Raw genomic sequence first — 25,822 nt, 5'->3', positions numbered from 1 at the left:
CCGCGCGGCCTGTCCGCCCGCGGAGCCCGCGAGCCGGGACCACCACCGTCCTCGGGTGAACCCGCCCCTGCCGCATCGTGAGCAGCATCCCGTCCGCCGGCCTGGGCGGCACTGTCGTCGGGCCCGTACACACCCCCCTGCGCGTGCGTGCCGTCCTGCGTCTGGTCAGGCTGCGTGTTCGTCACCCCGCCAGCGTAAGGGCCTGCCTCACCCCTCCTGCTCGACGGCCAGACGGCCGCCGGCTATCGCCTTCAGCAGGGCGCCGTGATCGGCCTCCGTCCGGTCGGCATAGGCCACGGCGAAGTCCGCCACCGCTTCGTCCAGCCGCTCGCCCTTGCCGCAGTACCCCGCCGTACGTCGCGCGTCGGCGCCCCGGGCGTGGGCCCTGGCCAGGAGCGTGCCGGTCAGCCGGGCGTACTCCACCAACCGCGGCGGGGACAGTCTGGCCGTCTCCACCCGCCCCTTGCGGTTCCTGAACTGCCGGACCTGGAACGCCCGCGAGCCCACCGGAACCCTGAATCCGGGGGCCGCCCCGGCCCCCACCCCCGTTCCCCCCGCCTCATCGGCTCCACCCGCCTCGTCCGTTCCGGCCGCCCTGTCCGCTCCCGGCCACGCCATTCCGGTGCCCTGGCCACCGCCGTTGCCCGGGCCCCGGAGTGGAACGCTCGTCCAGCCCAGCAGCGGGTCACCCGCGACCTGAAGATGCCGCTGGCCCAGCACCACCCGCCGCGCATCGTTGCCCCACCGGGGCTGGGGGAACCCGGCGGCCGTGGCAGGGCGGGCCCAGGAGGCGGGCGCCGCCTGCTTGACCTGGAGGACGAGCGGCTTCCCCACCGGGTCCGACAGGAGGACCACATAGGACCGCAGCCCCACGCTCCCGGTGCCCACGACCCGGAACGCCACGTCCTGGACGGTGTGACGGGCGAGCATCAGCCGGCACTCGTGCGGGACCGTCCGCAAGTACCCCGTCAGCGCACCCGCCACCGCCGCGGCCTCCTCGTCCGGCACCCGCCGCAGTACCGGCGGCGCTTCGACGAAGCGCCGGGCCTCCCCCTCGCCACTCGTCGCCTTCGCGGCGAACCGCGAACTGGTGTTGCGGTGTGCCTTGTCCGCCGCCCTGCGTATCTCCGCAAGCAACCCACGGGCGTCGGCGTGGGTCAGCAGCGACTCGTCGCTGAGCGCCTGCCAGGCCTCCAGGACCGGCAGGCGGGCGAGCAGGCGCACCGTCTTGCGGTAGGCGCACACCACCTGGCGGGCCGCGTCCCGGCAGGTGTCCTCCGTACCGCCGGCCTCCCGCCCCGCCAGCACGAAGGAGGTGGCCAGCCGCTTGAGGTCCCACTCCCACGGCCCGTGCACCGTCTCGTCGAAGTCGTCGAGATCGAGGACGAGACGGCCCCGGGCGTCCGCGAAGAGGCCGAAGTTGCCCAGGTGCGCGTCACCGCAGAGGCGGGTCCCGACGCCGGTCACCGGTGTCCCGCCCAGGTCGCGCGCCATCACCGCCGCGGCGCCCCGGTAGAAGGCGTAAGGGCTCGCCGCCATGCGTCCCCACCGAAGCGGCGCCAGCTCCGGCAGCCGTCCCGTGTGTGAGGCCTCCAGCACGGTGACGACGTCCGGGCGACCCCGGGCGGAGGGGACCCGGGCGTGCTGTGAGCGCGGCACGCTCCGCCGTATCGCCTTGCCCGCCGCCTCGGCACCACGACCGGTGGTCTCCAGCCGTGCGAACCCCCGCACATGCGGTACACGCGTCATGACGATCCCCCGCTCCGCCTTGCCGTCCCGCCCGTCACCCGTTCTTCGTGGCGACGACGTTACCGACCCCGTCGACGCCTGTGGGGGCCTGTGGAAAACCCTGGGCGCGGATCCGGGGGCGCACCGCACTGACGTTGTACTGTGCAACTACGAGAGGAAAGGCGAGCGCTCATGGCTTCCCGACCAGCGACGACCCAGAAACCTGTCACCAACTCCGCGTCCCCTCCGGCACCACCTGCCGTCCCGCAACCGCCCCGCGACGTCACCGTGGAGCGGATCCAGCAGGAGATGACGGCTTTCGCCCGCCGTGCACGCGCCCTGGCGGCCAGGGTCCATCCCGAGCTCTCCCTGGTCTCCTACACGCTGCTCGCGCACCTGGAGGAGCGGCAGGGCTGCCGCGCGACCGACCTCGCCGCCTACTACATGCTGGACAAGTCCACCGTGAGCCGGCAGGTCGCCACCCTGGAGAGCCTCGGCTTCGTCGAGCGCCGCCTCGACCCCGCCGACCACCGCGTCCAGGTCCTGCACCCCACCGCGAAGGGCACCGAGATGCTGGCCAACGTCACGGCCAGCCGCCGCCGGGCCTTCCACGAGCGGCTCTCGGACTGGGACGAGGCGGACCTCGCCCGCTTCGCGGACTACCTGAGCCGCTACAACGCCTCCCAGACGGACCCCGCCTGACCCCGTCCGACCCGCCTGCCCCTCAGGGGGCTGACCGCCCCAGGAGCCTGTCCCACCCCCTCACCGACTGCCCGCACCGGGGCCAAAGGAGCAGTCACGGGACCGACGGGCGCCACGGTGCATCACGCCCGTCAGCCGGCCCTGCGGGAGGGACGAGAGTACGAACGAGGACGAGACCTCGGTCGAGCACACCGCGATCAAAGCAAAAGGACCCCAGGAAAACCTGGGGTCCTTCTCTGTGCGCGAGGGGGGAGTTGAACCCCCACGCCCTTTCGGGCACTGGAACCTGAATCCAGCGCGTCTGCCTATTCCGCCACCCGCGCATTGGGTGTTGTCTTCAGATCCTCCCACACTTCCCGGACTGCTTTCTTCCGGTCCGTCTGGGCGGCGCCCTGTCGACATGCAGAACATTAGCACGCCGTGGCGGGTGGATTCACATGCCTTCGGAGCCGCCCCTCACCCCCGCCGGTCGCCCCTCCTCCGCACACCGCACGGCCCGCGGGACCGAGGAGGCGCAGGCAGGCGGCCCGCGGGCCGCCTGCCCACCGGCCACGACCACGACCACGACCCCCCGTCCAACTCGGACGATCTCCGTAGGGCGCGGACGATCTTCGTACGCGGCATGAGAGACCACCGGCCTCGTCACCACGCCCGACCGCAGGCAGCCGCCCCCGGCCCGGGCACCAGCCGGTCCGGCAGCACGAAGCGGACAGCCACCACGGAGAGCAGGGCGACAGAGGACCACCGCGAAGTGCACAGCAGCAGACGCCCGGCGCGAGGAGCACACCCGTGAACGGCCACCCCGAAGCACTGGCCGGTGAACGACCGCCCCGAAGCGCTCGGCACAGAGACCGGGGCCACGGCCTCCAGCTGCCGACCGGACCGCACGACCGCAGAGCCCGTCCGGGACCAGCGGGCCGGGGCCGCCCTCCCCTGCAGGGCCCCGCCTCCACCCGCCTGCCGCCCCCGCAGCCGCCGTGCCTCACCGGCCCCGCGCAGCCGCCCGCACCGCCCCCGCTGTGACCTTCCCCGCCCCCGACCGAAATCCCTTCGGAGCCCGCTGTGACCCTTCGCACGCGCTCCCGATCGGCACGCCCACGCACCGGCGGTGACAACCGCAGGCCACAGCGCCGTACCGCGGTCCCTCCCGAGGCTTCGACGGACCGGCCCCCGACGACGTCCTCACAATCCGAAGCGGTAGCGTCCGCTCCCATCGTGATCGGCCCGCACAGCACCCTCACGGTTGGGGGACACTGTTCTCAGAGGCCCCTTACCATCGCTCTCGCAGGGCGTCGGGGGGCCGGTCGCAGAGCCGACCGATCGCGGGTCATCAGCAGGTGATCCGTGGGCAACCTTGTGAGAGGCGACACTCGTCCCCCGGGGCGGGAAAGGGGAACCACCTGAATTCCCCACGCGTGGATACGATCAGTAAGCAGTACCAGGACGACTGCGCAGAAGACTGAGGAAGGAGGTGCCCCGTGGGAGTACTGAAGCGCTTCGAGCAGCGACTCGAGGGTCTCGTCAACGGCACCTTCGCCAAGGTGTTCAAGTCCGAGGTCCAGCCCGTGGAGATCGCGGGCGCCCTGCAGCGTGAGTGCGACAACAACGCCACCATCTGGAACCGGGACCGCACCGTCGTCCCCAACGACTTCATCGTCGAGCTCAGCCCGCCGGACTTCGAGCGGCTGAGCCCCTACAGCGGTCAGCTCGGCGAGGAACTGTCCAGCATGGTGCGCGACTACGCCAAGCAGCAGCGGTACACCTTCATGGGCTCGGTCAAGGTCCACCTGGAGAAGGCCGACGACCTCGACACCGGCCTCTACCGCGTCCGCAGCCGCACCCTCGCCTCCAGCACCTCCCAGGCGCAGGCCGGCCAGGGTCCCGCCGCGCCGCAGCGGCCCGCGGCCCCGCCGCGCCCCGCCGCCGGCCACGTGCAGGCCCCCCCGATGCCCGCCTCGCCGCCGCCCGGCGCAGGCCGGCCGGCCGACGGCTGGGGCCGGGGCGGCGCACAGACCCGCCGCTGGATCGAGATCAACGGCACCCGCCACCAGATCAACGGTTCGTCGATGGTCCTCGGCCGCAGCACCGACGCCGACGTGCGCATCGACGACCCCGGGGTCTCGCGACGCCACTGCGAGATCCGGACCGGAACCCCCTCGACCGTCCAGGACCTCGGGTCCACGAACGGCATCGTGGTGGACGGCCAGCACACCACCCGCGCTACCCTCCGCGACGGCTCGCGGATCGTCGTGGGCACCACCACCATCGTTTTCCGGCAAGCCGAAGGGTGAAGCGGGGGCAATGTCAGAGCTGACCCTCACGGTCATGCGGTTGGGTTTCCTCGCCGTACTGTGGCTGTTCGTCATCGTGGCCGTACAGGTCATCCGCAGCGACCTGTTCGGCACGCGCGTCACACAACGCGGCACCGCCCGCCGCGGCGCCCCCGACCCGCGTGCGCAGCGCCAGTCGGCTCCGGCCCAGCAGCGCCGGCAGGAGTCGGGCAGGGGCGCGAGCCGCCAGCGTCGCGGCGCCCCGACCAAGCTCGTGGTCTCCGAGGGCTCCCTCACCGGTACGACCGTCGCGCTCCAGGGCCAGACGATCACTCTGGGCCGGGCGCACGACTCCACGATCGTGTTGGACGACGACTACGCCTCCAGCCGGCACGCCAGGATCTACCCGGACCGCGACGGGCAGTGGATCGTCGAGGACCTCGGGTCGACCAACGGCACGTACCTGGACCGGACCCGACTCACGACGCCGACGCCGATCCCGCCGGGTGCCCCCATCCGCATCGGCAAGACCGTCATCGAGCTGCGGAAGTAGTACGACAATGAGCGAGCGGAGCGAGCGAGCCGCGGCGGTCCCCTCCGCGGATCGGCGCGTGCTCCCGACCGGAGGGTGGGCAGTGTGGCTCGAGACCGGCTGTACCCCGAGCCGACGGGCGAGGTGCGCATGAGTCTTTCCCTGCGCTTCGCCGCCGGATCGCACAAGGGCATGATCCGTGAGGGCAACGAGGACTCCGGTTACGCCGGGCCGCGGCTGCTCGCCATCGCCGACGGCATGGGCGGGCAGGCTGCCGGTGAGGTCGCCTCCTCCGAGGTGATCTCCACCCTCGTCCAGCTCGACGACGACGTGCCCGGCTCCGACCTGCTGACCTCGCTCGGCCAGGCCGTCCAGCGCGCCAACGACCAGCTCCGCGTCATGGTCGAGGACGACCCGCAGCTGGAGGGCATGGGCACCACGCTGACCGCCCTGCTGTGGACCGGCCAGCGCCTCGGGCTCGTCCACGTCGGCGACTCCCGCGCCTACCTGCTTCGCGAGAACCACCTCACCCAGATCACGCAGGACCACACCTGGGTCCAGCGCCTGGTCGACGAGGGCCGCATCACCGAGGAGGAGGCGAGCACGCACCCGCAGCGCTCGCTGCTGATGCGCGCACTGGGCAGCGGCGACCACGTCGAGCCCGACCTCTCCATCCGCGAGGTGCGCCCCGGCGACCGCTACCTGATCTGCTCCGACGGCCTGTCGGGCGTGGTCAGCCAGGAGACGCTGGAGGAGACCCTCGCGGCCTTCCGTTCGCCCGCCGAGACGGTGCAGGAGCTGATCCAGCTCGCGCTGCGCGGCGGCGGCCCCGACAACATCACCTGCATCGTCGCCGACGTCCTGGACATCGACGACAGCGACACCCTCGCCGGCCGCCTGAACGAGACCCCGGTCATCGTGGGCGCCGTGGCGGAGAACCAGCAGGCCGTCGGCGACTCCGGCGCCCTGCACCTGCCCGCCGGACGCGCCGCCGAACTCGGCCGCAACCGCGACGTACCGCAGCAGGGCGGCGCCTTCGGTCCGCCCGGCAGCGGCTCGCCCGACGCCGCCGCCCAGCCCATGGGGTCCTTCGGCGCGTACATGGACGAGGAGTACGTCAAACCGCGGCGCAGGGGCCGGTGGCTGAAGCCCTCGCTGATCATCATCCTCGCCCTGGCGATCGTCGGCGGCGGCCTCTACGGGGGCTACCGCTGGACGCAGACGCAGTACTTCGTCGGGGCCAACGACGAGCACGTCGCCCTGTACCAGGGGATCAGCCAGGACCTGGCCTGGATCAGCCTCAACAAGGTCTCCCAGGACCACCCCGAGATCGAACTCAAGTACCTCCCGGTCTACAAGCGCAAGCAGGTCGAGGAGACCATCGCGTTCGACAGCCGCACCCAGGCCGCCGACAAGGTCACCGAACTCGCCCGCCAGGCGAGCGCCTGCAAGACCAAGGAGACCCGGGACGCCGCCGCCAAGCAGCAGGGCTCCGGCACCTCCAAGCGCGGCAAAGCGGGCGACTCCCCCGCCGACAAGTCCAACGACAAGGTCGGCACCTATGCCGCGCCTTCCAGCAGCCCGTCCCCCTCGTCGAAGCCCAGTGCCTCCCAGCCACCGTCCCCCTCACCGGAGGAGCAGGAGCTGGAGAAGGACTGCAGCACTCAGTAGACGAGGGGTAGGGGGCCGGAGACACACTCATGAGCAGCACCAGTAACACCACCACCATCGGCACCATCGGTGCCCCGAGCCGGCGCAACACCGAACTGGCGTTGCTGATCTTCGCGGTACTGATCCCGGTCTTCGCGTACATCAACGTCGGTCTCGCCAAGAACGGCTCCGTTCCGGCGGGCGTCATCGGCTACACGCTGGGCCTCGGCCTCCTCGCAGGCATAGCGCACCTGGTGGTGCGCAAGTGGGCGCCCTACGCGGACCCGCTGATGCTGCCCATCGCGACGCTCCTCAACGGACTCGGCCTGGTCCTGATCTGGCGACTGGACCAGGAACCCTCGCTGGGCAGCGCCATGGCGCCGAACCAGCTGATGTGGTCGACCCTGGGCATCGCCCTCTTCCTCGCGATCGTCGTCTTCCTCAAGGACCACCGCGTCCTGCAGCGCTACACCTACATCTCGATGGTCGTCGCGCTGGTCCTGCTCATCGCCCCGGCCTTCTTCCCCGGCCGGTACGGCGCCAAGATCTGGATCACCATCCCGGGCCTGGGTTCGCTGCAGCCCGGCGAGTTCGCCAAGATCATCATCTCGATCTTCTTCGCCGGCTACCTCATGGTGAAGCGCGACGCCCTGGCGCTGGCCAGCCGCCGCTTCATGGGCATGTACCTGCCCCGCGGCCGCGACCTCGGGCCGATCCTGATGATCTGGGCGATCAGCCTGATGATCCTCGTCTTCGAGACCGACCTGGGCACCTCGCTGCTCTTCTTCGGCCTCTTCGTGATCATGCTGTACGTGGCCACCGAGCGGACCAGCTGGATCGTCTTCGGCCTGCTGCTCAGCGCCGGCGGCGCAGTGGCGGTCGCCTCCTTCGAGCCGCACGTCCAGGGCCGCGTCCAGCACTGGCTGCACCCGCTGGCACTGGAGAACGGCGGCGTGACCGAGACGGCCCAGGCCATGTACTCCTTCGGCTCCGGCGGCATCCTCGGCTCGGGCCTCGGCCAGGGCTACTCCCGGCTCATCCAGGGCATCGCGGCCAAGAGCGACTACATCCTCGCCACCGCAGGCGAGGAGCTGGGCCTGGCCGGCCTGATGGGCATCCTGCTGCTGTACGGGCTGCTCATCGAGCGCGGCATCCGCACCGCGCTGGCCGCCCGCGACCCCTTCGGCAAGCTGCTGGCCGTCGGCCTCTCCGGCGCCTTCGCGCTCCAGGTCTTCGTCGTCGCGGGCGGTGTCACCGGACTGATCCCGCTGACCGGTATGACCATGCCGTTCCTGGCCCAGGGCGGCTCCTCCGTCATCGCCAACTGGGCGCTCGTGGCGGTCCTGCTGCGCATCAGCGACACCGCGCGCCGCCCGGCCCCCGCGCCCGCCCCGTCCCCCGACGTCGAGATGACCCAGGTGGTCCGTCCGTGAACAAACCCCTGCGCAGGGTCGCCATCTTCTGCGGCCTCCTCGTGCTAGCCCTCCTCGTCCGCACCAACTGGGTGCAGTTCGTCCAGGGCGACGACCTCAAGAACGACCCGCACAACCGCAGGGTTGCCATCGAGCGCTACAGCACGCCGCGGGGCAACATCGTCGTCGCGGGCGGCAAGTCCGTCACGGGGTCCACCGTCACCGACACCGGCGACTTCAAGTACGAGCGCACCTACAAGGACGGCCCGATGTGGGCGCCGGTCACCGGCCGCGCCTCGCAGGCCTTCGGGCAGACGCAGCTGGAGAAGCTGTACGACGGCATACTCACCGGCACCGACGACAGCCTTTTCTTCAGCCGTACGGTTGACATGTTCACGGGTGAGAAGCAGAAGGGCGGCGACGTGGTCACCACGCTGAACCCCGCCGCCCAGAAGGCCGCCTACGCCGGTCTGACGAAGAACCCGGGCACCAAGGGCGCGGTCGCCGCCATCAACCCGCAGACCGGGGCGATCCTCGCGCTGGCCTCCGCCCCCTCGTACGACCCCTCCGACATCGCCGGCATGGGCTCCAAGGACGGCAAGGAGTGGACGAAGCTCCTGAAGTCCAAGGACCAGCCGATGCTGAACCGGGCGCTGCGGCAGACCTACCCGCCCGGTTCCACCTTCAAGATCGTCACCGCCTCCGCAGGCCTGGAGAACGGCCTCTACGACAACGTCGACGAGCACACCAAGTCGCCGGTGCCCTTCTACCTGCCGGACACCAACCACCAGCCGCTGAACAACGAGGGCAACATCCCCTGCGAGAACGTCAGCATCCGTGAGGCGCTCCGGCTCTCCTGCAACAGCGTGTTCGGCAAGATGAGCGCCGATCTCGGCAACGACAAGATGCGGGCCGAGGCCGAGAAGTTCGGGTTCAACAACGCGGAGATCGACACCCCGGTCTGGCCCGCGGAGAGCGTCTACCCGAAGGACAACCGGCCGCAGAACGCCATGGACGGCATCGGGCAGGCCTCCAACCGCGCCACCCCGCTCCAGATGGCGATGGTGGCCGCCGCGGTGGCCAACAACGGCAAGCTCATGCAGCCGCACATGGTCGACCAGCTCGTCGCCCCCAACCTCAACGTGATCAAGCAGTTCAGCCCGAAGGTGATGAGCACCCCGCTCACCCCCGAGCACGCGGCGATGCTCCAGGACGCCATGAAGACGGTCGTCGACAAGGGCACCGGAACCAGCGCGCAGATCCCGGGCGTCGACGTGGGCGGTAAGACCGGTACCGCGCAGAACGGCGAGAACAACAGCAAGACGCCTTACGCCTGGTTCATCTCGTACGCGAAGCAGGGCAGCGGGTCCCCCGTCGCCGTGGCCGTCGTCATCGAGAGTTCCAACACACTCCGGGACGACGTCGCGGGCGGCAAGCTCGCCGCTCCCATCGCAAAAGCCGTGATGGAGGCGGTTCTGGACGGCAAAAAGTGACCCAGGTCACCCCCGTACCGGTCGGGTATCGGGTCCTGATCGAGGCCGGGGTCGGCGTGTCGTCCCGGGTACGGTAGGGCCGAACAGCACACCGCCGGACCACACGCACGGTGCGGTCGGGACCCACGGAGAGGGCTGGAGTAGCTATGGAAGAGCCGCGTCGCCTCGGCGGGCGGTACGAACTGGGCTCGGTGCTCGGTCGAGGCGGCATGGCCGAGGTGTACCTCGCCCATGACACACGTCTCGGGCGCACCGTCGCTGTGAAGACGCTGCGGGCGGACCTTGCCCGTGACCCGTCCTTCCAGGCCCGCTTCCGCCGTGAGGCCCAGTCGGCCGCCTCGCTGAACCATCCGGCGATCGTCGCGGTGTACGACACCGGCGAGGACTACGTCGACAACGTCTCCATCCCGTACATCGTGATGGAGTACGTCGACGGTTCCACCCTCCGTGAGCTGCTGCACTCCGGCCGCAAGCTGCTGCCCGAGCGGTCGCTGGAGATGACCGTCGGCATTCTGCAGGCGCTGGAGTACTCGCACCGCAACGGGATCGTCCACCGCGACATCAAGCCGGCGAACGTCATGCTGACGCGCACCGGCCAGGTCAAGGTGATGGACTTCGGCATCGCCCGTGCCATGGGCGATGCGGGCATGACGATGACGCAGACGGCCGCGGTCATCGGCACCGCCCAGTACCTCTCCCCGGAGCAGGCCAAGGGCGAGAGCGTCGACGCCCGCTCCGACCTGTACTCCACAGGCTGCCTCCTCTACGAGCTGCTGACGGTCCGGCCGCCCTTCGTGGGCGACTCCCCGGTCGCGGTGGCGTACCAGCACGTCCGGGAGGAGCCGCAGACCCCGAGCACCTTCGACCACGAGATCACGCCGGAGATGGACGCCATCGTCCTGCGCGCGCTGGTCAAGGACCCGGACTACCGCTACCAGTCGGCGGACGAGATGCGGGCCGACATCGAGGCGGCGCTGGACGGCCAGCCGGTCGCGGCGACCGCGGCCATGGGCGTCATGGCCGGCGGCTACGGCGCGCAGGACCAGCCGACGACGATGCTCCGCGCCCAGGAGCCGGCCGGTCAGACCACAATGCTGCCGCCCATGAACCCCGAGGACGGGGGCTACGGCTACGACGACCGCCCCGACCGGCGGCGCGGTGGCGGCGGTGGTGGCGGCAAGAAGCACACCTCCACGATCATCCTGGCGGTCGCCGGCGTCCTGGTCCTGGTCGGTGCCATCTTCATCGCCAAGGCGATGTTCGGCGGTGGCGGTGTCGGCAACGGACAGTTCGACACACCCGACCTCACGGGCAAGACCCTCAGCGAGGCCAAGGCCGCAGGTGTCAACCGTGGGTTCAAGGTCGTCAAGGGTGACTCGCAGCCCTGCGACAACGTGGAGAAGGGCCAGGTCACCAAGCAGTCCCCGGGCGACGGTTCCCAGATCAGCAAGAACGACACGGTCACGGTCACCCTCTGCTCGGGCGCCGAGAAGATCACTGTGCCGAGCGTGACGGGCTACACGCAGGAGGAGGCGGAGCAGGAGCTCAAGGACAAGGGCTTCGAGAACGTCACCACCAAGCCCGTCACCTCCGAGCGCGACAAGGGCACCGTCGTCGACCAGGACCCGGCCAAGGGCGAAAAGGTCTCCAAGGACACGCAGATCACCCTGTCCATCGCCAGCGAGAGCCCCACCGTGCAGGTGCCGGACGTCACCGGCAAGGGCTTCGACGAGGCGAAGGCCCAGCTGGAGGCCATGGGCTTCCAGGTCCAGAAGGGCGAGGACCAGGAGACCGGTGACGCCAACCAGGTCGGCAAGGTCGTCGCGGAGTCCCCCAACGGCAACACCCAGGCCAAGAAGGGCTCCACGGTCACCCTCAACGTCGGGAAGGCGCCCGAGCAGACGACGGTGCCCAACATCGCCCCGGGCACCGCTCTGAAGGACGCCAAGAACGCCCTGCAGAGCGCCGGCCTCCAGCCGGACGTCAAGGGCCCGAACGATGACAACGCCAAGGTGGTCATGACCCAGCCGGGCGCCGGGCAGCCCGTCAACAAGGGCGACAAGGTGACCCTGGTGACCATGTCCGGGGACGGCGGCAACCACGGCCAGCCGGGCGGCGGAGGCTTCATCGGAGGCCAGGGCTGACCCTGCCGGTGAGGCTCCGCCAGGAGCGCACGCGCTGATCACTGAGGGCCCCGGCACCGCGCCGGGGCCCTCAGTCATTGCGGCGGTCCCGGCTGGGGCGGACGGACCGCCGCCGCCACTCCGTGACCACGGCTCGCGACCCACCACCGCACGCGGTGAAGGTCGGGACACTCGCATCCGGAACCGAAGGCGGAGGGCCCGGGTCTCCGGCTTCCTGACGTCTCCGAAGCCGAGGGGACCTCCTCCGGCGGACCTCCTGGGGCGGCACCCGTCCACCAAGGCGGCGGTTACCGCAAGCGCACACCGCTGCGGCGGACCGCCCCTGCGTCAGTCCAGTTCCTTGGGCGGCGTCCGGTCGGCGTCGACCTTCTGCGTCCGCTCCAGCTCGCCCCAGACCACGTACCGGTAGGTCGAGGTGTACACCGGCGTGCAGGTCGTCAGGGTGATGTACCGGCCCGGCTTCTTCTTGCCGGACTCCTTGGGCACCTTCTTCAGCACGTCGGTGTCGTACTTGGAGGTCTGCGGGAGCGTGGCGAAGATCCGGTAGACGTACCAGGTGTCCCGCGTCTCGAAGACGATCGGGTCGCCCTTCTTCACCTTGTCGATGTTGTGGAACTTCGCACCGTGGCCGTCCCGGTGCGCGGCCAGCGTGAAGTTCCCCTCCTTGGCGTCCGGCAGCGCTGACTTGACCGGCTTGGTGTAGTAGCCGGCAACTCCCTTGTTGAGGACGGGCGTGCCGGTGCCCTTCATGACCAGCACCTCACCGTTGCGCATCGCGGGGACGTGCAGGAACCCAATGCCGTCCTTGGTGTCGAGCGCTCCCGGGCCGGTGTCCTTCGGGGCCTGCGCCCAGTGCTTGCGCACGGTGTCGCTCTGCCGGTGGGCGTCCCGGTCGGCGAGGACGTTGGTCCACCACAGGGAGTAGACGACGAAGAGCGCGAGCACCAGGCCGACCGTGATCATCAGCTCCCCGATGACACTCACGGTCGTGGCGAGCGCCCCTCGCCTGCGACTGCCGCGCGGGGGAGTGGCCGCGGCGCCGGGGGACGGCGCCTCCTCGGCCTCTCGGGGGCCGGGGACGGTGACTGCCTCCCCGTCCTCCCCGGCCTTCCCCGTAGACGGCGTGGCCCCGTCCGACGACACGCTCCGGCGTGCGGGCGGCTCGGCGTCGTCATGTCCGGTGGCAGTCACCGCGTTCCCCTCCGTGGTCTCAGTTGACCAGCGCGTCCGGTTTGCCCTCGCTGCGGGGCCGCTCCTCGACCATCTTGCCCCAGACGATCAACCGGTAGGTACTCGTGAACTCCGGCGTACACGTGGTCAGCGTGATGTACCGGCCTGGCTTGGTGAAGCCCGATCCCACCGGGACGGGCTTGATGACGCTGGTGTTGGACGGCGAGGTCTGCGGCAGCATGCTCGTCACCTCGTAGGTGTAGAAGGTGCTGCTGGTCTCCACGACGACCTTGTCGCCCTTGACGAGCCGGTTGATGTAGCGGAAGGGCTCGCCGTGGGTGTTGCGGTGGGCGGCCGTGGCGAAGTTGCCCTGCTTGTCCCAGGGCATGGCCGTCTTGAGGGCGCCCTGGTCGTAGTGGCCTACCATGCCCTTGTCCAGCACCGCCTGTTTGCCGACCCCCTCGGCGATGGGGGCCCGCACGTCCAGCTTCGGGATGTACATGATGGCGAAGCCCTGACCGGGCGAGAAGGCACCGGCGCTGCGGTCCGGCTCCTTGCTGGAGTTCCACTGCTGCTGGAGGTTGTTGGCCTCGCCCCCGGCCTCGTTCCCCGCGCGCACGTTGGTCCACCACAGCTGGTACGTCACGAAGAGCAGCATCAGGACGCCCAGGGTGATGAACGTTTCGCCGATGACCCGGCTGACGATGATGCTCGCGTTGTCCTTCTTGGCCCGCTGCTCCAGCCGCCGGGCCTCCACCCGGGAGAGCGGCCGCTTCTCGCCCTCGCCTTCCCCCGACTCCGTCGCCCCTGCCCCGGACGCTGAGGCGGCGGGCCGGCCCCTGCGGTGGCGTCTGGCCGCCTGCTGCGCCGCCTTACGCCGGGCAGCTCGCCCACCGGGCACTGTTTCACGTGAAACAGCGTCGTCCGGGTCCGGCTCCGGAGCCCGCGGACCGGCTGTACCCGTGGCAAGGAGATCGGTCGGCTGACGCAGTGCCATGGTCTCGTTGTCCATCGCAGGTTGGCTTCCCACGGGCTCCTTCCGGCGCGGGGCCGGGCCGTGTCTCCGCGAACCGGTCGCCTCGTAAGGGGAGGAAGCGTGCGGTGGGTGGGGAACATCGACCGGACCGCCCGTCGGGCCTCCCACCGGATCGGTCAACGGATCGGTCAACGGGTTGGGCAACGGGGCGGTCAGAGGGTCGGTCAGCGGGTCGGCGAGCCCGCCGACCACGTCCTCCCAGGAACCCGCGTGGCGCCCTGCCGCACCTCTGCTCCCCCCGCCCTGCATGCCGCCCCCCTCGTAGGCCCCGCTTTGGCCCTCCCAGAGCCGCCCTGCGCCCTCCCCGTGCCGCCCCCGGGCCCCTTGCTGGCCACTCCGGTCCGGCGTCCCCTGGTGCGCCCCCCAGGACCGCTGGGTCTCGCCGTACCGACTCCGCCGGTGGGGGTCGGGCAGTGCGTCCTCGCGGTCGGGGTGGGGTTGGCTCACGCGCCGGCCTTGCTGCCGACCACCGGGGCGAGCCCCGCCGAACGCTCCACAGCCTCGGTGTCCCCGCACTCCGTCAACCAGTTGGCCAGCATCCGGTGGCCCCACTGCGTCAGGACCGACTCCGGATGGAACTGGACGCCTTCGACCGCGAGTTCACGGTGGCGCATGCCCATGGGGATGCCACCGTCCGTCCAGGCCGTGACCACCATCTCGGCGGGGACGGTGTCGGGCTCCACCGCGAGCGAGTGGTAGCGGGTGGCGGTGAAGGGGGTGGGCAGCCCCGCGAAGACACCTCCGCCCTCGTGGGAGACCTCGGAGGTCTTGCCGTGCAGCAGCTCGGGGGCCCGGCCGACCACTCCGCCGTAGGCCACCGCCATCGACTGCATGCCCAGGCAGACGCCGAAGACGGGCAGCCCGGCCGAGGCGCAGTGGCGCACCATGTCGACGCAGACACCGGCGTCCTCCGGGGTGCCGGGGCCGGGGGAGAGCAGCACGCCGTCGAAACCGTCCGCGCCGGGCCCGGTGCGGAGGGCGGCGTGCGCGGTGTCCACCTCGTCGTTGCGCAGCACCTCGCACTCGGCACCGAGCTGGTAGAGGTACTGGACGAGGTTGAAGACGAAGCTGTCGTAGTTGTCGACTACGAGAATCCTGGTACTCATCGGACGGCGGCCATCCCCTCGTCGACGGTGACATCGTTGAACGGCAGCAGCGGCTCCGCCCACGGGAAGACGTACTGGAAGAGGACGTAGACGATCACCAGGACGAGCACAGCCGAGAGCAACGCCTTCACCCACGCGTTGCCCGGCAGATGCCGCCAGATCCAGCCGTACATGCTGACGCTGCCCCTACCTTGCCGATGACGGTGACGCCCGTGTCGGGTCGATTGCCCCCCAAGAGTACGGGGCGCGGCCCGGCGGCGTGGGGGCAGCCGCAGGAAAACGGCGGCCCTGCTCCCGATGGTGTACCGCTCCCGGGGCGGTGGGCGGCGGGGTGCCGTCGGTCGGCGCCGCGAGCCCCTCGGGGCCGGCCGCCCGGCCTCAGTGTCCCGGCGACGGAACCGGCTGCGCGTAGTGCAGGTCGATGTTGCCGTGGTAGCCGGGCAGCGTGGTGTGGTCGAGCATGTCGACCTTCCAGCCCAGACCGTAGGCGTTCACGTACAGCAGGTAGTTCTGGATCGCCGCCGAGGCGGTCAGCGCCGCGTTCAGCTTGTTGCGGTTCCCGACCGCGGTGATCTTGTAGGGCGGCGAATAGACCCGCCCCTGGAGGATCAGGGTGTTGCCGACGCAGCGCACCGCGCTGGTGGAGATCAGGCGCTGGTCCATGATCCGGATGCCGGTGGCCCCGCCCTGCCAGAGGGCGTTGACGACGGCCTGCAGGTCCTGCTGGTGGATCACGAGGTCGTTGGGCTGCGGGTCGGGTACGCCGGGGACCTTGGGGGTGGCGTCGGGGGGAGCGTCGGTGAGGGTCACCGTCAGGCCCTGGCCGCTGACCGGCCGGGTTCCCGACTGCCCCTCCAGCGCCTTCAGCTCGGCCTGGGCGGCCGCGGTGGTGCCGTTGCCCCGGCCGCTCAGGCGGTCCACGTCGCCGCGCAGGGAGGCGTTGCGGTCGTCCTGCGCGTGGTTCTTGTCGCTGCGTTCCTGGATCAGGTCCGACAGCCGCAGCATCGAGTTGTCCGAGCGCAGGTCGGTGCCGCGGGCGGTGTCGAAGCTCACGAAGAAGAGGAGCCCCGCGAGGGCGAAGACGCCGACGGTGAGCAACCGCACGGGCCGCAGGCGGCCCCGGTCCGGACGGCGGGGGGAGTCGGTCGAAGTGCTCAACGTACCCTTACTCCTTACGACGCCTCGGAAGGACTACGCTAACGGACGCCCAGGGGGCGAACGACGGCTCCCCGAGGCGTCCCCCGGCACCGCCCCCGTGCACCCGCGCGGTCACGCAGCGCATCGACAGGAGAGTTCCTCGTGCCGAAGTCCCGCATCCGCAAGAAGGACGACTTCACGCCGCCGCCGGCGAAGACCACAGCGATCCGGTTGAACTCCGGTCGCCGCTGGGTGGCCCCGCTGATGCTGGCGATGTTCATCATCGGGCTCGCGTGGATCGTGGTCTTCTACGTCTCCAAGGGAGACCTGCCCCTCTCCGCGCTGGGCAACTGGAACATCGTGGTCGGCTTCGGGTTCATCGCGGTGGGCTTCGGCGTATCCACTCAGTGGAAGTAGCGCAAGCCCTGCCCAAGGCCATCCACACAGTTATCCACAGCCGGGGAAAACTTCAGAAGATCTGTGGATAACCCTTCGCCGGTTGACGCCGGTGTGACCTTTCGACGAGTGGCTCAGCCGATCGATCCCCTGTCCTGTCAGGGGAAACGTGCATTCGAGGAACTCCCCGCCCGACCGGCGGAGGGATCGCACACAGTTCGACACCCGCTGTGGACAACTGTCCACAGCGGGTGTTCTCGTCCTGCCCCGCGTGCGCGGCCCACCGGCCCCGGCGCCTCAGCCGAGGAGCACCGCGGTGCGCGCCCAGACCACCGCCACGATCACCAGCAGCGTCACCGCACAGGTCGCGCCCTGCACCAGGTTCCGACGCCCACGTGGTGCGTGGACCATGCCGAAGGCCACGGCAGCCCCCACCACCAGGCCGCCGACGTGTGCCTGCCAGGCGATCCCCGGCACCACCCAGGTGAAGACCAGGTTGATGACGAGCAGCACCAGCACGGGCCGCATGTCCTGGCCGAGCCGGCGCATCAGCACCGCCGTCGCGCCCAGCAGCCCGAAGATGGCTCCGGACGCCCCCAGCGAGGGCTGGTTCTGCGCCGCCAGCAGGTAGGACAGCGCGCTGCCGCCCAACCCCGCGAGCAGGTAGAGCGCGAGGTAGCGCACCCTGCCCAGCGCGGCCTCCAGCGACGGCCCGATCCACCACAACGACAGCATGTTCAGCGCGATGTGCGGGATCTCCTGGTGGAGGAAGACGGCGGTCAGCAGCCGCCACCACTCCCCCTCGGCCACCCCGACGACCTGGAAGGAGCCGGGGTCGACGGCCCGACCGATCAGCTCCAGGTGGCCGACCAGCGCCTGGTCGGCCAGTGAGGCCAGGAAGACCACCAGGTTGATGCCGATGAGGACCTTGGTGACGAGCCCGTAGGTGGAGGTGAGCCGGCCCCCGACGACCGTGCGGGGCCGGGTGGCCCGGACGCTGTGCGCCTCGCTCCGCGCGCACTCCGGGCACTGGTAGCCGACCGAGGCGTTGACCATGCAGTCCGTACAGATCGGCCGATCACAGCGGGTGCAGCGGATTCCGGTCTCCCGGCCGGGGTGCCGGTAGCAGGTCATCGGCGCGTGGTGCTGCGGCGGCGGCCCGGCCTCTCCCCCGCTCCCCGAAGTGCCCGACGGCCTCCCGGGGCCGTGGGGCGTGGCCCCTCCGGCCGGGCCCGTGGCGTCGCCGCTCCCCGGCGGCCTCGGCTCGTGCGGTCTGTCCGGGCTGGCCGGCACCTGGTCCATCGGTCCTCGTCTCTTCCCCTGCTGGCTGCTGTCGACCGGGGCATTCCCCGCACCGGCCGTCTCATCCCGGCTCGCGGTGCCCGATCGTCACCCGATCCGGCGGCCGGGCCACGCCGGCCCGCTCGCCGGCCGGTGACCGGGCGGGCACGCCGCGGGCCCCGCCCGATCGACGACCGGGCGGGGCCCGAAGGTTCCCCGGGGAGAGCGGTGCCTCAGCGGGTCTCGATGACGACCGACTCGATGACCACGTCGTTGACCGGGCGGTCGGTGCGCGGGTTGGTCTGCGTGGAGACGATGGCGTCCACGACCTTCTTGCCGGCCTCGCTGGTGACCTCACCGAAGATGGTGTGCTTGCCGGTCAGCCACGTCGTCGGCGAGACGGTGATGAAGAACTGCGAGCCGTTGGTGCCCGGGCCGGCGTTGGCCATGGCCAGCAGGTAGGGGCGGTCGAAGGCGAGGTCCGGGTGGAACTCGTCGCCGAACTGGTAACCGGGACCGCCGGTGCCGTTGCCCAGGGGGTCACCGCCCTGGATCATGAAACCGCTGATCACGCGGTGGAAGACGGTGCCGTCGTACAGACGGGCAGTGGTCTTCTGTCCGGTCGAGGGGTCCACCCACTCGCGCTCGCCCTGGGCGAGTTCGACGAAGTTCTTGACCGTCTTGGGCGCGTGGTTCGGCAGCAGCCGCACCTCGATGTCGCCCTGGTTGGTCTTCAGGGTGGCGTAGAGCTCTTCAGCCACGATCTACCTTCCGATAAGTCCTCACTGACGGCCTCCGATCCTCGCACGAACCCGCCCGAAGGTCCCACGAGCACCACCGGACCCCCGACCCGCCGAGCCGGCCCGCCTCCGCCCCGCAGTCACCTCCGGTGTCGCCCCGGCCGCTCCCGGGCCGCACCACCCGCCCCGTGCGACACCGATGCCCCGTATGCCCGGTCACACATGCCGCCACCGGGTGAAGCAGGCATGATCTTGCCTGGTATGGACAGGCGACACAGCAGACCTGGGGAGATGCCTGGGGAAACTCCCCCAGCCCCGGACACACCACCGAGGAGGAGGATCCCGTGACCCGCAAGGACAGCGTGCGCGCCGCGACCGACACGGCAAGGGACAGCGTGCGGCACGCCGCGGACGTGGTGTCTCCGTACGCCGAGCAGGCCGCCAAGGCCGCCGTGAGCTGCGCCCAGGAGGCCCGGACCCGTCTGGCGCCCGTGGTCGCCGAGGCCGCCCACCAGGCCCGCACCCAGTACGACTCCCACGTCCAGCCGCGCCTGGACACCGCCCGCAGCTCGCTGCCGCCGAAGGTCGACGCCGCCGCGACCCGCGCCGCCGCCACCACCCGCCGCGCCGCCCGCCAGGCCGGTGCCTACGCGGCGCCTTACGTGGAGCAGGCCGTCAACACCGCGCGCACCACGGCCGAGCCGGTGCGCGAGGAGGCCGTGACGCGCGGCGGCGCCGCGCTGGCCGCCCTGCGGGGCCAGGTGACCGCCGCCGAGATCGAGAAGCTGGTGCGCAAGAAGAACCGGCGCAGCCGCACGGGTCGCCTCGCCAAGCGCCTGGCGGTGCTCGGCCTGCTCGCCGGCGGGGCCGTCGCAGCCTGGAAGTGGTGGGACCGCCAGGCCAACCCGGACTGGCTGGTCGAGCCGCCGGCCCCCACCGACATCCCCGACCGCGCCCCGCTCACCGGGGACGCCGACGCCGGCTCCACCCGCCTGGACCCGGACGTCGAAGCGAAGCGGGACGAGGAGAAGAAGGGCAGCGGCGGCTCCCGGTGACGATCGCCTCCCACGGCGCCCCACCCTCCTCACGACCCCGTGCGCGCAGCCCCCGCGGCCGCCGCACGGGGTCGCCGGGTTTCCGGCCCCGGGCGCCACGGCGAGGAACCTGGCCCGCCCGGTACGACAGAACCCCTCCGGTCCGCGTTTCCGCAGCCCGGAGGGGTTCTTCCTGTGGAGCCTAGGGGAGTCGAACCCCTGACATCTGCCATGCAAAGACAGCGCTCTACCAACTGAGCTAAGGCCCCGTCGGCGACCAGGGTACCTGGTCGCGCAGGCCTTTCCCGACCGGGTATCGATCGCACTCCCGCCCCTTCGTAGGATTACCCCGCGAGATTCGCGGCAGCGAAGCGATCCGCAGTGATGCGATGCGGTCCGGGGAACAGGGGAGAAACCATGGACGCGAGCCAGCAGGAAGCCACCACCCGAGCCCGCGAGCTACAGCGCACCTGGTACGGCGAGCCCCTGGGCGTGCTCTTCCGCCGGCTCATCGACGACCTCGGCCTCAACCAGGCCAGGTTGGCCTCGGTCCTCGGCCTCTCCGCCCCGATGCTCTCCCAGCTCATGAGCGGCCAGCGCGCCAAGATCGGCAACCCCGCGGTGGTCCAGCGGGTGCAGGCCCTCCAGGAGCTCGCCGGACAGGTGGCGGACGGCAGTGTGAGCGCGGCCGAGGCCACCGGGCGCATGGAGGAGATCAAGAAGGCGGCGGGCGGCTCGGTCCTCACCGGCAACTCCACCCCCCACACCTCCTCGACCGGGGCGACGACGGTGCGCCGCGTGGTCCGCGAGATCCAGTCCCTGCTGAGGTCGGTCTCGGCCGCCGGGGACATCATCGACGCCGCCGACTCCCTCGCCGTGAGCCACCCCGAACTGGCAGAGTTCCTCCGGGTCTACGGCGCGGGCCGCACGGCCGACGCGGTGGCCCACTACGAGGCCCACCAGAGCTGAACCACCCGCGGGCCACTGCCCCGCACACCGCCGGCCCCGGGACGGCCGGCACCCCGCCCTCCCCCTCCGCACCGCAACGCCGTCCGGTCGCCGACCACGACCACAAAGGCACCGCGACCGCCGGGGGAGAACAGGCGGGGCCCGGGCACACGTCCCCCTGCCGCCGTCACCGAGCAGCGGCAGGCCGGCAGCGTCGCACGCGCCGTCCGGGCGGGTACGCCGGCCGGCACGCCACGGAGGGGAAGTTGAGCGTTGACGGACGGGGCGCGTGATGGGTGAGGTCTTCGCGGGACGCTACGAACTGGTCGACCCGATCGGCCACGGCGGCACCGGCGCGGTCTGGCGTTCCTGGGACCACCGGCGGCGGCGCTACGTGGCCGCCAAGGTGCTGCGGCAGAGCGACGCCCACACGCTGCTGCGCTTCGTACGCGAACAGGCGGTCCGGATCGACCACCCCCACGTCCTCACGCCGCTCAGCTGGGCCGCCGACGACGACAAGGTCCTCTTCACCATGGACCTCGTCGGCGGCGGCTCACTGGTCCACCTCGTCGGCGACTACGGGCCGCTCTCCCCCCGCCTGACCTGCCTCCTGCTCGACCAGCTGCTGGGCGGGCTGGCCGCCGTCCACACCGAGGGGATAGTCCACCGCGACATCAAGCCCGCCAACCTCCTGCTGGAGGCGACCGGGACGGGCCGCCCGCACCTGCGCCTGTCGGACTTCGGCATCGCGCTGCGCAAGGGCGAACCCCGGCTGACGGAGTTCGACATCGTCGTCGGGACCCCGGGCTACATCGCGCCCGAGCAACTCCAGGGCGAGGAACCGGACTTCCCCGCCGACCTGTACGCCGTCGGCCTGGTCGCCCTCTACCTGCTCACCGGGGCCAAGCCGGACGCCCGGGCACTGGTCGAGCTCTTCGGGAAGGGCACCCCGCCGCCACCGCGCGAGGTGCCCGGCGCGCTCTGGCAGGTGCTGGCCCTGCTGCTCCAGCCGGACCCCGACGCCCGCTTCAAGACGGCCCCGGGGGCCCGCAAGGCCCTGCTCGCGGCGGTCGAGGCGCTGCCCGAGGACACCGTCGACGACGAGGTGGTCGAGGTCTTCGACCACCTCGGCCCGCTGCCCGACGGCTTCGGCGCCGACGGGCCCGAGGCCCGCTCCCGGGGCCGCCACGGCCGCCGCCCGGCAGACCCCGGTCACAGCGCCGCCTTCGCCCAGGCCCAGACCCTCCCCGCACCCCCGCAGCCCGGCCCCGCCCCGGCCACCGCACCGCCCGGCCCGCACCCCGCCACGACGGGCTCCGGCCAGGACGGTGGCGAGGGCGGCAACGGCACGCAGGACCGCTCCGGCGAACACACCCCCTCCCGGGGCGAGGTCGGCCCCGCCCCGCAGCGGCCCCTCGTACCCCCCACGGTCGGACTGCCCCCGGCGCCCACGCACGCCCCGCCGCCGCCCGCTGCCCCACCGGCGGGCGGAACGGCCGCGACCGCCGCCCACGACGCGACGCCCACCCCCTCGGCCCCGCCGCCCCCGGCCTTCGGCCCGCCCGGCGCCGAACCCCAGCCGGCCCCGGCGCCCCACACGGCCACGCCCTACCCCGCACACCCCCACACCCCCACTGCGGCGCCCCACCTCCCCCACGCCCCGGCACCCGAGGCCGACGGCCTCCTCCCGCCCGCGCTGCCCCACCCCCTGCCGACCGCCGGCCTTCCCACGCCGGACGCCACCCCCGACACCGGCGGCCTCCTGCCCGCAGTGGCCCACCCGGTGCCGGCCGCCCTCCCGGAGCCCCTCAGTACCGTCCCGCGCCGGACCGGCCCGCCACGGGCAGCCGTCGTCACCCTGCTCGTCCTGGCGCTGGCCTGTATCGCCTTCGGCGTCTGGGCGTTGAGCGTCGGCTGAGGGCTCTGAGCGGCCCACAGAGGGCGCAACGGGATCGAGGAGCACCGGGAGGCACCCGGGCGAACGTCCGCCCCCTCAAGGCGTCCTGACTCACCCCCAGGACTGCGAGGTCGCCGGGGCCCGGCGCCTGGCCAGCACCGTCCAGCCGGCCAGCACGGCGAGCAGCGTCACGCCGGTGCCGATGCCGGCCCAGCCCGCGATCCGCAGCGGCGGCACCCCGCTGCCGGTTGCCGTGCCCGCGGAGCCGGTGCTTCCGCCGGCTCCCGCCGAACCGCCGGACGACGAGGAAGCCCCACCGCTGCCCGTCCCGCCGTGGCCCGCCGCCACCCCCGGATCGGGATCGGCGACCGAGAAGGCCCCCGGCGCCGCCCGGTAGTCCGGCGCCGCGGCGGGCCGCCCGACCACGTTGACCCGCAGCGTGAGGTCGACACCGTCCCCCCAGGACTTCGCGGCGGCCGGGGACAGCGACACCGCCAGGTAGTACGTCCCCGCCATCCGCATCGCCCCCACCGCCTCGTCCGGGTTCTCGCGGTTGCCGTAGGCCACCGGGGCGGTCCACAGCCCCGCGGAGTCACCCGCGGCGTCCACGGTGACGAAGCGGCCCCGGCCCACCGCGCCGCGGGCCGGGTTGTAGGCGCTCAGTCCCCAACCGTCCACCAGGGGCTGCGTACCCGCCCCGGAGCCGCCGAACTCGGCCCTGGCCTGGAGGCGTTGCCCCCAGTCGACGGGGACCCGGTAGAAGCGCGTCTCGCCCGGGGCCAGGTGGTCCCGCCAGACGCCGCTGTGGACCTCGGCCGCGTCGTCGAAACCCGTCCCCCCGCTCACCCGGCGCGCGCTGCCGTCGGGCGGCGCCGGTTCGCCGGTGCCGGACGCCGACGGGGAGGGCTGCTTCGGTGCCTCGCCCTTCAGGCCCGGCTCGGTCATCACCCGCAGCTCCACCGGCCACGGCTCGGCCGCCGAGACGACTCCGGCCCGCCGCTCCACCGCCACGTAGTAGACCCCGGCCGCCCGGCACGGCCCGCCCCCCTCACCTGCCCTGCGGACGGTGTAGTCGGCCACCGGGTACGTCATGCCGTCGGCCTGGAAGCGGGTGAGCCCCTGCGGCCCGCAGGCCCTGCCCTGCCCGTCCCGCAGGGTCACCGACAGGGAGTCCTCCCGGCCCTCGACCCTGGTACCCGGCACCGGCGCCGCCACCGCCGAGACGTACACGTCCGAGGTGGCGTCCAGCCTGACCGCGTAGTACCGGGTCTCCTCCGGCGCCACCTCGTCCGTGGAGAGGCCCGCCGCGAGGGTGGGCGCCTCCTTGCTGCTGTGGCCGCCGGTGACCTTGTGGGCCTCGGGGGAGGGCCGGTACGCCCTGGCCCCCGAACCGTTTCCGCTCCCCGAGGCGGGCGACCCGGACCCGCCGAGCACCATCCCCCCACCCGGTGCGTCCCCTGCGGCGTCCAGCCCTCGCGCCCCCGCTGCGCCGGCCCGTGCCGAGGTCCCCGCAGCCCACTGCTGCTGCACCGCTCCCCGGCCGGTCGCGGCCCGCGCCGCCGGCGCCCCGGCCGTTCCCACCGCCCACACCGCGACGGCCCCCGCCGCGAGGACCCGTGCCACGCCGGGCACCCCGGCCCCAGCCCCCCGACCTCGCACCACAGCCCCTCCCGGCACCTAGCCGCGCGTCACGGGTCACCGCGTCCCCACACCGACCGCGGCCCCGCCCGTCCGTACCCCAGCACGGTACGCAGACCACCGCCCCCACGCACAGGGCCCCGGTCACCTCTGCGGTGACCGGGGCCCGTACGAATCGACTGCGGGGTGCGACTCACACACCCGAACCTGCGGGCACGGAGTCGGTCGCCTCCGTCCACAGATCCTGCTCGGCGCGATCCGCCTGGATCTGGCGGTACACGAGGAGCCCGCCGATGGCGGCCAGTGCGACCAGGAGAAGCTTCTTCACCGCGCGACCTCGTCTTTCCTTGACGTAGGGGACCTCTGACGGCCGATGATACACACGGCCGATACCTGCCGGTTATCTAAGGAGCCCGCGAAGCCACGCCAGGCCGGGCGCCGTCCGCGGAGCCCGGCCTCGTCCACGGTGAGAGCGGTGCACGGCCCCTCGGGGCCTCGCCTCCGCCCGACTTCGAGGTCGCGCCCGCACGCGAATCCGGAACCCCGGCAGGAAGCGCGGAAGCCTCTCCGTGACGGCCCACCGCGACCCCGCCTCCGCCGGTCCGCACGCTGCCCGTCCGCCGCCGCGGACAAACCGAAGGGCCCCCACCATTCCCGGTGGGGGCCCTTCGCGCGGTGGGGCTAACAGGACTTGAACCTGTGGCCTCTTCCTTATCAGGGAAGCGCTCTAACCGTCTGAGCTATAGCCCCGCGCTGCCCCTGAAGATTAGCGCACTTCAGAGGCGTTCCCCAAATCGGCGGTGGCCGCCCGCTCAGGTGCGGCCGTGACCGGCGGGGAGAGCGGCGGACGGGCGGCCCCGGAGGGTCACTCGTCCTCGGCGAGCGTCAGTTCCACGCCGCCGACGAAGCCGGCCGACAGGTTGTAGAGGAAGGCGCCCAGGGTGGCGAGCGCGGTCGCCAGCACCACGTCGATCACCGCGATGACGGCGGTGAACACCATCACCCGCGGCAGCGACAGGAAGGACTGGAGGTCGAAGCCGCCGCCCCCGCCCGCGTTGGTGGCGTCGCTGATGGTGTTGCCCACGGTGGCGAAGACACCCATGGTGTCCATCACCATCCACAGCGCCGCGACGGCGACGACCGTGCAGACGCCCAGCGCCACCGAGAGCAGGAAGCTGACCTTCATCACCGACCACGGATCGGCCCGCGCGACCCGCAGCCGGGCCTTGCGGGTACGCGGCGTCGTGCGCGCACCGGTGCGGGGCCGCCGCACGCCGCCCTGCTGGCCGCCCGGGACCGTCGAGGCGGTCTCGTAGGCCTGCGGCGGCTGGTAGGGCTGGGCGCCGGCGCCACGCGTCCCGCCCTGCTGCGGCGGGGGCGTCGGCTGCGGCTGCCGCTGCGAGGGCTGCTGGGGATAGGGCTGGCGGGTGTCGGTCACGGTTCCCCCCTGGTAGGAGCCCTCCTGGCGGGGGCCGTCGTCCATCGTGGCGGTGGTGCAGCGGTGTGGG

The 25,822-nt window shown here is 71.9% G+C and carries 22 protein-coding genes and 3 tRNA genes; 11 read left to right on the top strand and 14 right to left on the bottom strand.

What is annotated here, in order from left to right:
- Positions 1-207: 207 nt before the first annotated feature.
- A complete protein-coding gene (locus ACFV3R_RS01920) occupies positions 208-1,749 on the bottom strand; it encodes a DUF2252 domain-containing protein (protein ID WP_385573615.1) in 1,542 nt (513 codons plus the stop codon).
- A 288-nt stretch (positions 1,750-2,037) separates the two neighbouring features.
- On the opposite strand from ACFV3R_RS01920, the gene ACFV3R_RS01915 reads away from it, so the two are divergent.
- Positions 2,038-2,430, top strand: a complete 393-nt coding sequence (locus tag ACFV3R_RS01915) for a MarR family winged helix-turn-helix transcriptional regulator (RefSeq protein WP_385574243.1) — start codon at positions 2,038-2,040, stop codon at positions 2,428-2,430.
- Positions 2,431-2,669: 239 nt separating this feature from the next.
- On the opposite strand, the gene ACFV3R_RS01910 is transcribed toward ACFV3R_RS01915, so the two are convergent.
- Positions 2,670-2,753 (bottom strand) — tRNA-Leu (locus ACFV3R_RS01910).
- 1,155 nt (positions 2,754-3,908) lie between these two features.
- Here ACFV3R_RS01910 and ACFV3R_RS01905 point away from each other — a divergent pair.
- The 6 genes from ACFV3R_RS01905 (at position 3,909) to pknB (ending at position 11,931) form a co-directional block, all read left to right on the top strand.
- Complete coding sequence (locus ACFV3R_RS01905; protein ID WP_385573612.1) at positions 3,909-4,721, top strand: FhaA domain-containing protein; 813 nt, start codon at positions 3,909-3,911, stop codon at positions 4,719-4,721.
- 10 nt (positions 4,722-4,731) lie between these two features.
- On the top strand, positions 4,732-5,253 hold the full coding sequence (locus tag ACFV3R_RS01900; protein ID WP_385573608.1) for an FHA domain-containing protein: 522 nt from the start codon (positions 4,732-4,734) through the stop codon (positions 5,251-5,253).
- Between the two features lie 129 nt (positions 5,254-5,382).
- Positions 5,383-6,903 carry a Stp1/IreP family PP2C-type Ser/Thr phosphatase gene (locus ACFV3R_RS01895; RefSeq protein ID WP_385573604.1) on the top strand — a complete coding sequence of 507 codons (1,521 nt, stop codon included), beginning with the start codon at positions 5,383-5,385 and terminating at the stop codon, positions 6,901-6,903.
- Positions 6,904-6,932: 29 nt separating this feature from the next.
- Positions 6,933-8,315, top strand: a complete 1,383-nt coding sequence (locus ACFV3R_RS01890; RefSeq protein ID WP_385573600.1) for an FtsW/RodA/SpoVE family cell cycle protein — start codon at positions 6,933-6,935, stop codon at positions 8,313-8,315.
- The gene (locus tag ACFV3R_RS01885) at positions 8,312-9,787 is read left to right on the top strand and encodes a penicillin-binding transpeptidase domain-containing protein (RefSeq protein WP_385573597.1); all 1,476 of its coding nucleotides are present in this window, start codon (positions 8,312-8,314) and stop codon (positions 9,785-9,787) included. The genes ACFV3R_RS01890 and ACFV3R_RS01885 overlap by 4 nt, the downstream gene beginning before the upstream one ends.
- Positions 9,788-9,933: 146 nt before the next feature.
- Complete coding sequence (pknB, locus tag ACFV3R_RS01880; protein WP_385573592.1) at positions 9,934-11,931, top strand: Stk1 family PASTA domain-containing Ser/Thr kinase; 1,998 nt, start codon at positions 9,934-9,936, stop codon at positions 11,929-11,931.
- A 327-nt stretch (positions 11,932-12,258) separates the two neighbouring features.
- Here pknB and ACFV3R_RS01875 read toward each other — a convergent pair whose 3' ends face one another.
- From ACFV3R_RS01875 to ACFV3R_RS01855, 5 genes are all read right to left on the bottom strand, one after another.
- Positions 12,259-12,915, bottom strand: a complete 657-nt coding sequence (locus tag ACFV3R_RS01875) for a class E sortase (RefSeq protein WP_385573588.1) — start codon at positions 12,913-12,915, stop codon at positions 12,259-12,261.
- 226 nt (positions 12,916-13,141) lie between these two features.
- Positions 13,142-14,386, bottom strand: coding sequence for a class E sortase (locus tag ACFV3R_RS01870; protein ID WP_385573585.1), 1,245 nt, complete (start codon positions 14,384-14,386; stop codon positions 13,142-13,144).
- A 194-nt stretch (positions 14,387-14,580) separates the two neighbouring features.
- Entirely contained in the window at positions 14,581-15,243 is a 663-nt protein-coding gene (locus ACFV3R_RS01865) for an aminodeoxychorismate/anthranilate synthase component II (RefSeq protein WP_385573582.1), read from the bottom strand.
- Positions 15,240-15,416: a hypothetical protein gene (locus ACFV3R_RS01860; protein WP_385573578.1), complete on the bottom strand. Its 177-nt coding sequence runs from the start codon at positions 15,414-15,416 to the stop codon at positions 15,240-15,242. The genes ACFV3R_RS01865 and ACFV3R_RS01860 overlap by 4 nt, the downstream gene beginning before the upstream one ends.
- 205 nt (positions 15,417-15,621) lie before the next feature.
- A complete protein-coding gene (locus ACFV3R_RS01855) occupies positions 15,622-16,401 on the bottom strand; it encodes a DUF881 domain-containing protein (protein WP_385573574.1) in 780 nt (259 codons plus the stop codon).
- A 141-nt stretch (positions 16,402-16,542) separates the two neighbouring features.
- Between ACFV3R_RS01855 and crgA the strand changes: the two genes are divergently transcribed.
- Positions 16,543-16,797, top strand: coding sequence for a cell division protein CrgA (crgA, locus tag ACFV3R_RS01850; RefSeq protein ID WP_385573571.1), 255 nt, complete (start codon positions 16,543-16,545; stop codon positions 16,795-16,797).
- Between the two features lie 276 nt (positions 16,798-17,073).
- On the opposite strand, the gene ACFV3R_RS01845 is transcribed toward crgA, so the two are convergent.
- Positions 17,074-17,910, bottom strand: a complete 837-nt coding sequence (locus tag ACFV3R_RS01845) for a rhomboid family intramembrane serine protease (RefSeq protein ID WP_385573568.1) — start codon at positions 17,908-17,910, stop codon at positions 17,074-17,076.
- A 380-nt stretch (positions 17,911-18,290) separates the two neighbouring features.
- The gene (locus ACFV3R_RS01840; protein ID WP_385573565.1) at positions 18,291-18,818 is read right to left on the bottom strand and encodes a peptidylprolyl isomerase; all 528 of its coding nucleotides are present in this window, start codon (positions 18,816-18,818) and stop codon (positions 18,291-18,293) included.
- A gap of 323 nt (positions 18,819-19,141) precedes the next feature.
- On the opposite strand from ACFV3R_RS01840, the gene ACFV3R_RS01835 reads away from it, so the two are divergent.
- On the top strand, positions 19,142-19,852 hold the full coding sequence (locus tag ACFV3R_RS01835; RefSeq protein WP_385573561.1) for a DUF5324 family protein: 711 nt from the start codon (positions 19,142-19,144) through the stop codon (positions 19,850-19,852).
- A gap of 175 nt (positions 19,853-20,027) precedes the next feature.
- Here the strand turns inward: ACFV3R_RS01835 and ACFV3R_RS01830 are convergent.
- Positions 20,028-20,100, bottom strand: a tRNA-Ala gene (locus ACFV3R_RS01830).
- A 148-nt stretch (positions 20,101-20,248) separates the two neighbouring features.
- Here ACFV3R_RS01830 and ACFV3R_RS01825 point away from each other — a divergent pair.
- Complete coding sequence (locus ACFV3R_RS01825; RefSeq protein ID WP_385573558.1) at positions 20,249-20,800, top strand: helix-turn-helix domain-containing protein; 552 nt, start codon at positions 20,249-20,251, stop codon at positions 20,798-20,800.
- Between the two features lie 271 nt (positions 20,801-21,071).
- Entirely contained in the window at positions 21,072-22,697 is a 1,626-nt protein-coding gene (locus ACFV3R_RS01820; protein ID WP_385573553.1) for a serine/threonine-protein kinase, read from the top strand.
- A gap of 90 nt (positions 22,698-22,787) precedes the next feature.
- Here the strand turns inward: ACFV3R_RS01820 and ACFV3R_RS01815 are convergent, their stop codons facing one another.
- From ACFV3R_RS01815 to ACFV3R_RS01800, 4 genes are all read right to left on the bottom strand, one after another.
- On the bottom strand, positions 22,788-24,299 hold the full coding sequence (locus ACFV3R_RS01815) for a hypothetical protein (RefSeq protein ID WP_385573550.1): 1,512 nt from the start codon (positions 24,297-24,299) through the stop codon (positions 22,788-22,790).
- 208 nt (positions 24,300-24,507) lie between these two features.
- Positions 24,508-24,642: a DLW-39 family protein gene (locus ACFV3R_RS01810; RefSeq protein ID WP_003958712.1), complete on the bottom strand. Its 135-nt coding sequence runs from the start codon at positions 24,640-24,642 to the stop codon at positions 24,508-24,510.
- A 348-nt stretch (positions 24,643-24,990) separates the two neighbouring features.
- A tRNA-Ile gene (locus ACFV3R_RS01805) sits at positions 24,991-25,064 on the bottom strand.
- A gap of 115 nt (positions 25,065-25,179) precedes the next feature.
- Positions 25,180-25,797, bottom strand: a complete 618-nt coding sequence (locus tag ACFV3R_RS01800) for a DUF3566 domain-containing protein (RefSeq protein ID WP_385573547.1) — start codon at positions 25,795-25,797, stop codon at positions 25,180-25,182.
- Positions 25,798-25,822 lie beyond the last annotated feature (25 nt).

This window comes from Streptomyces sp. NPDC059740, from assembly GCF_042733155.1.
Classification (GTDB): Bacteria; Actinomycetota; Actinomycetes; order Streptomycetales; family Streptomycetaceae; genus Streptomyces.
This window is presented reverse-complemented; position numbering and strand designations above follow the sequence as displayed.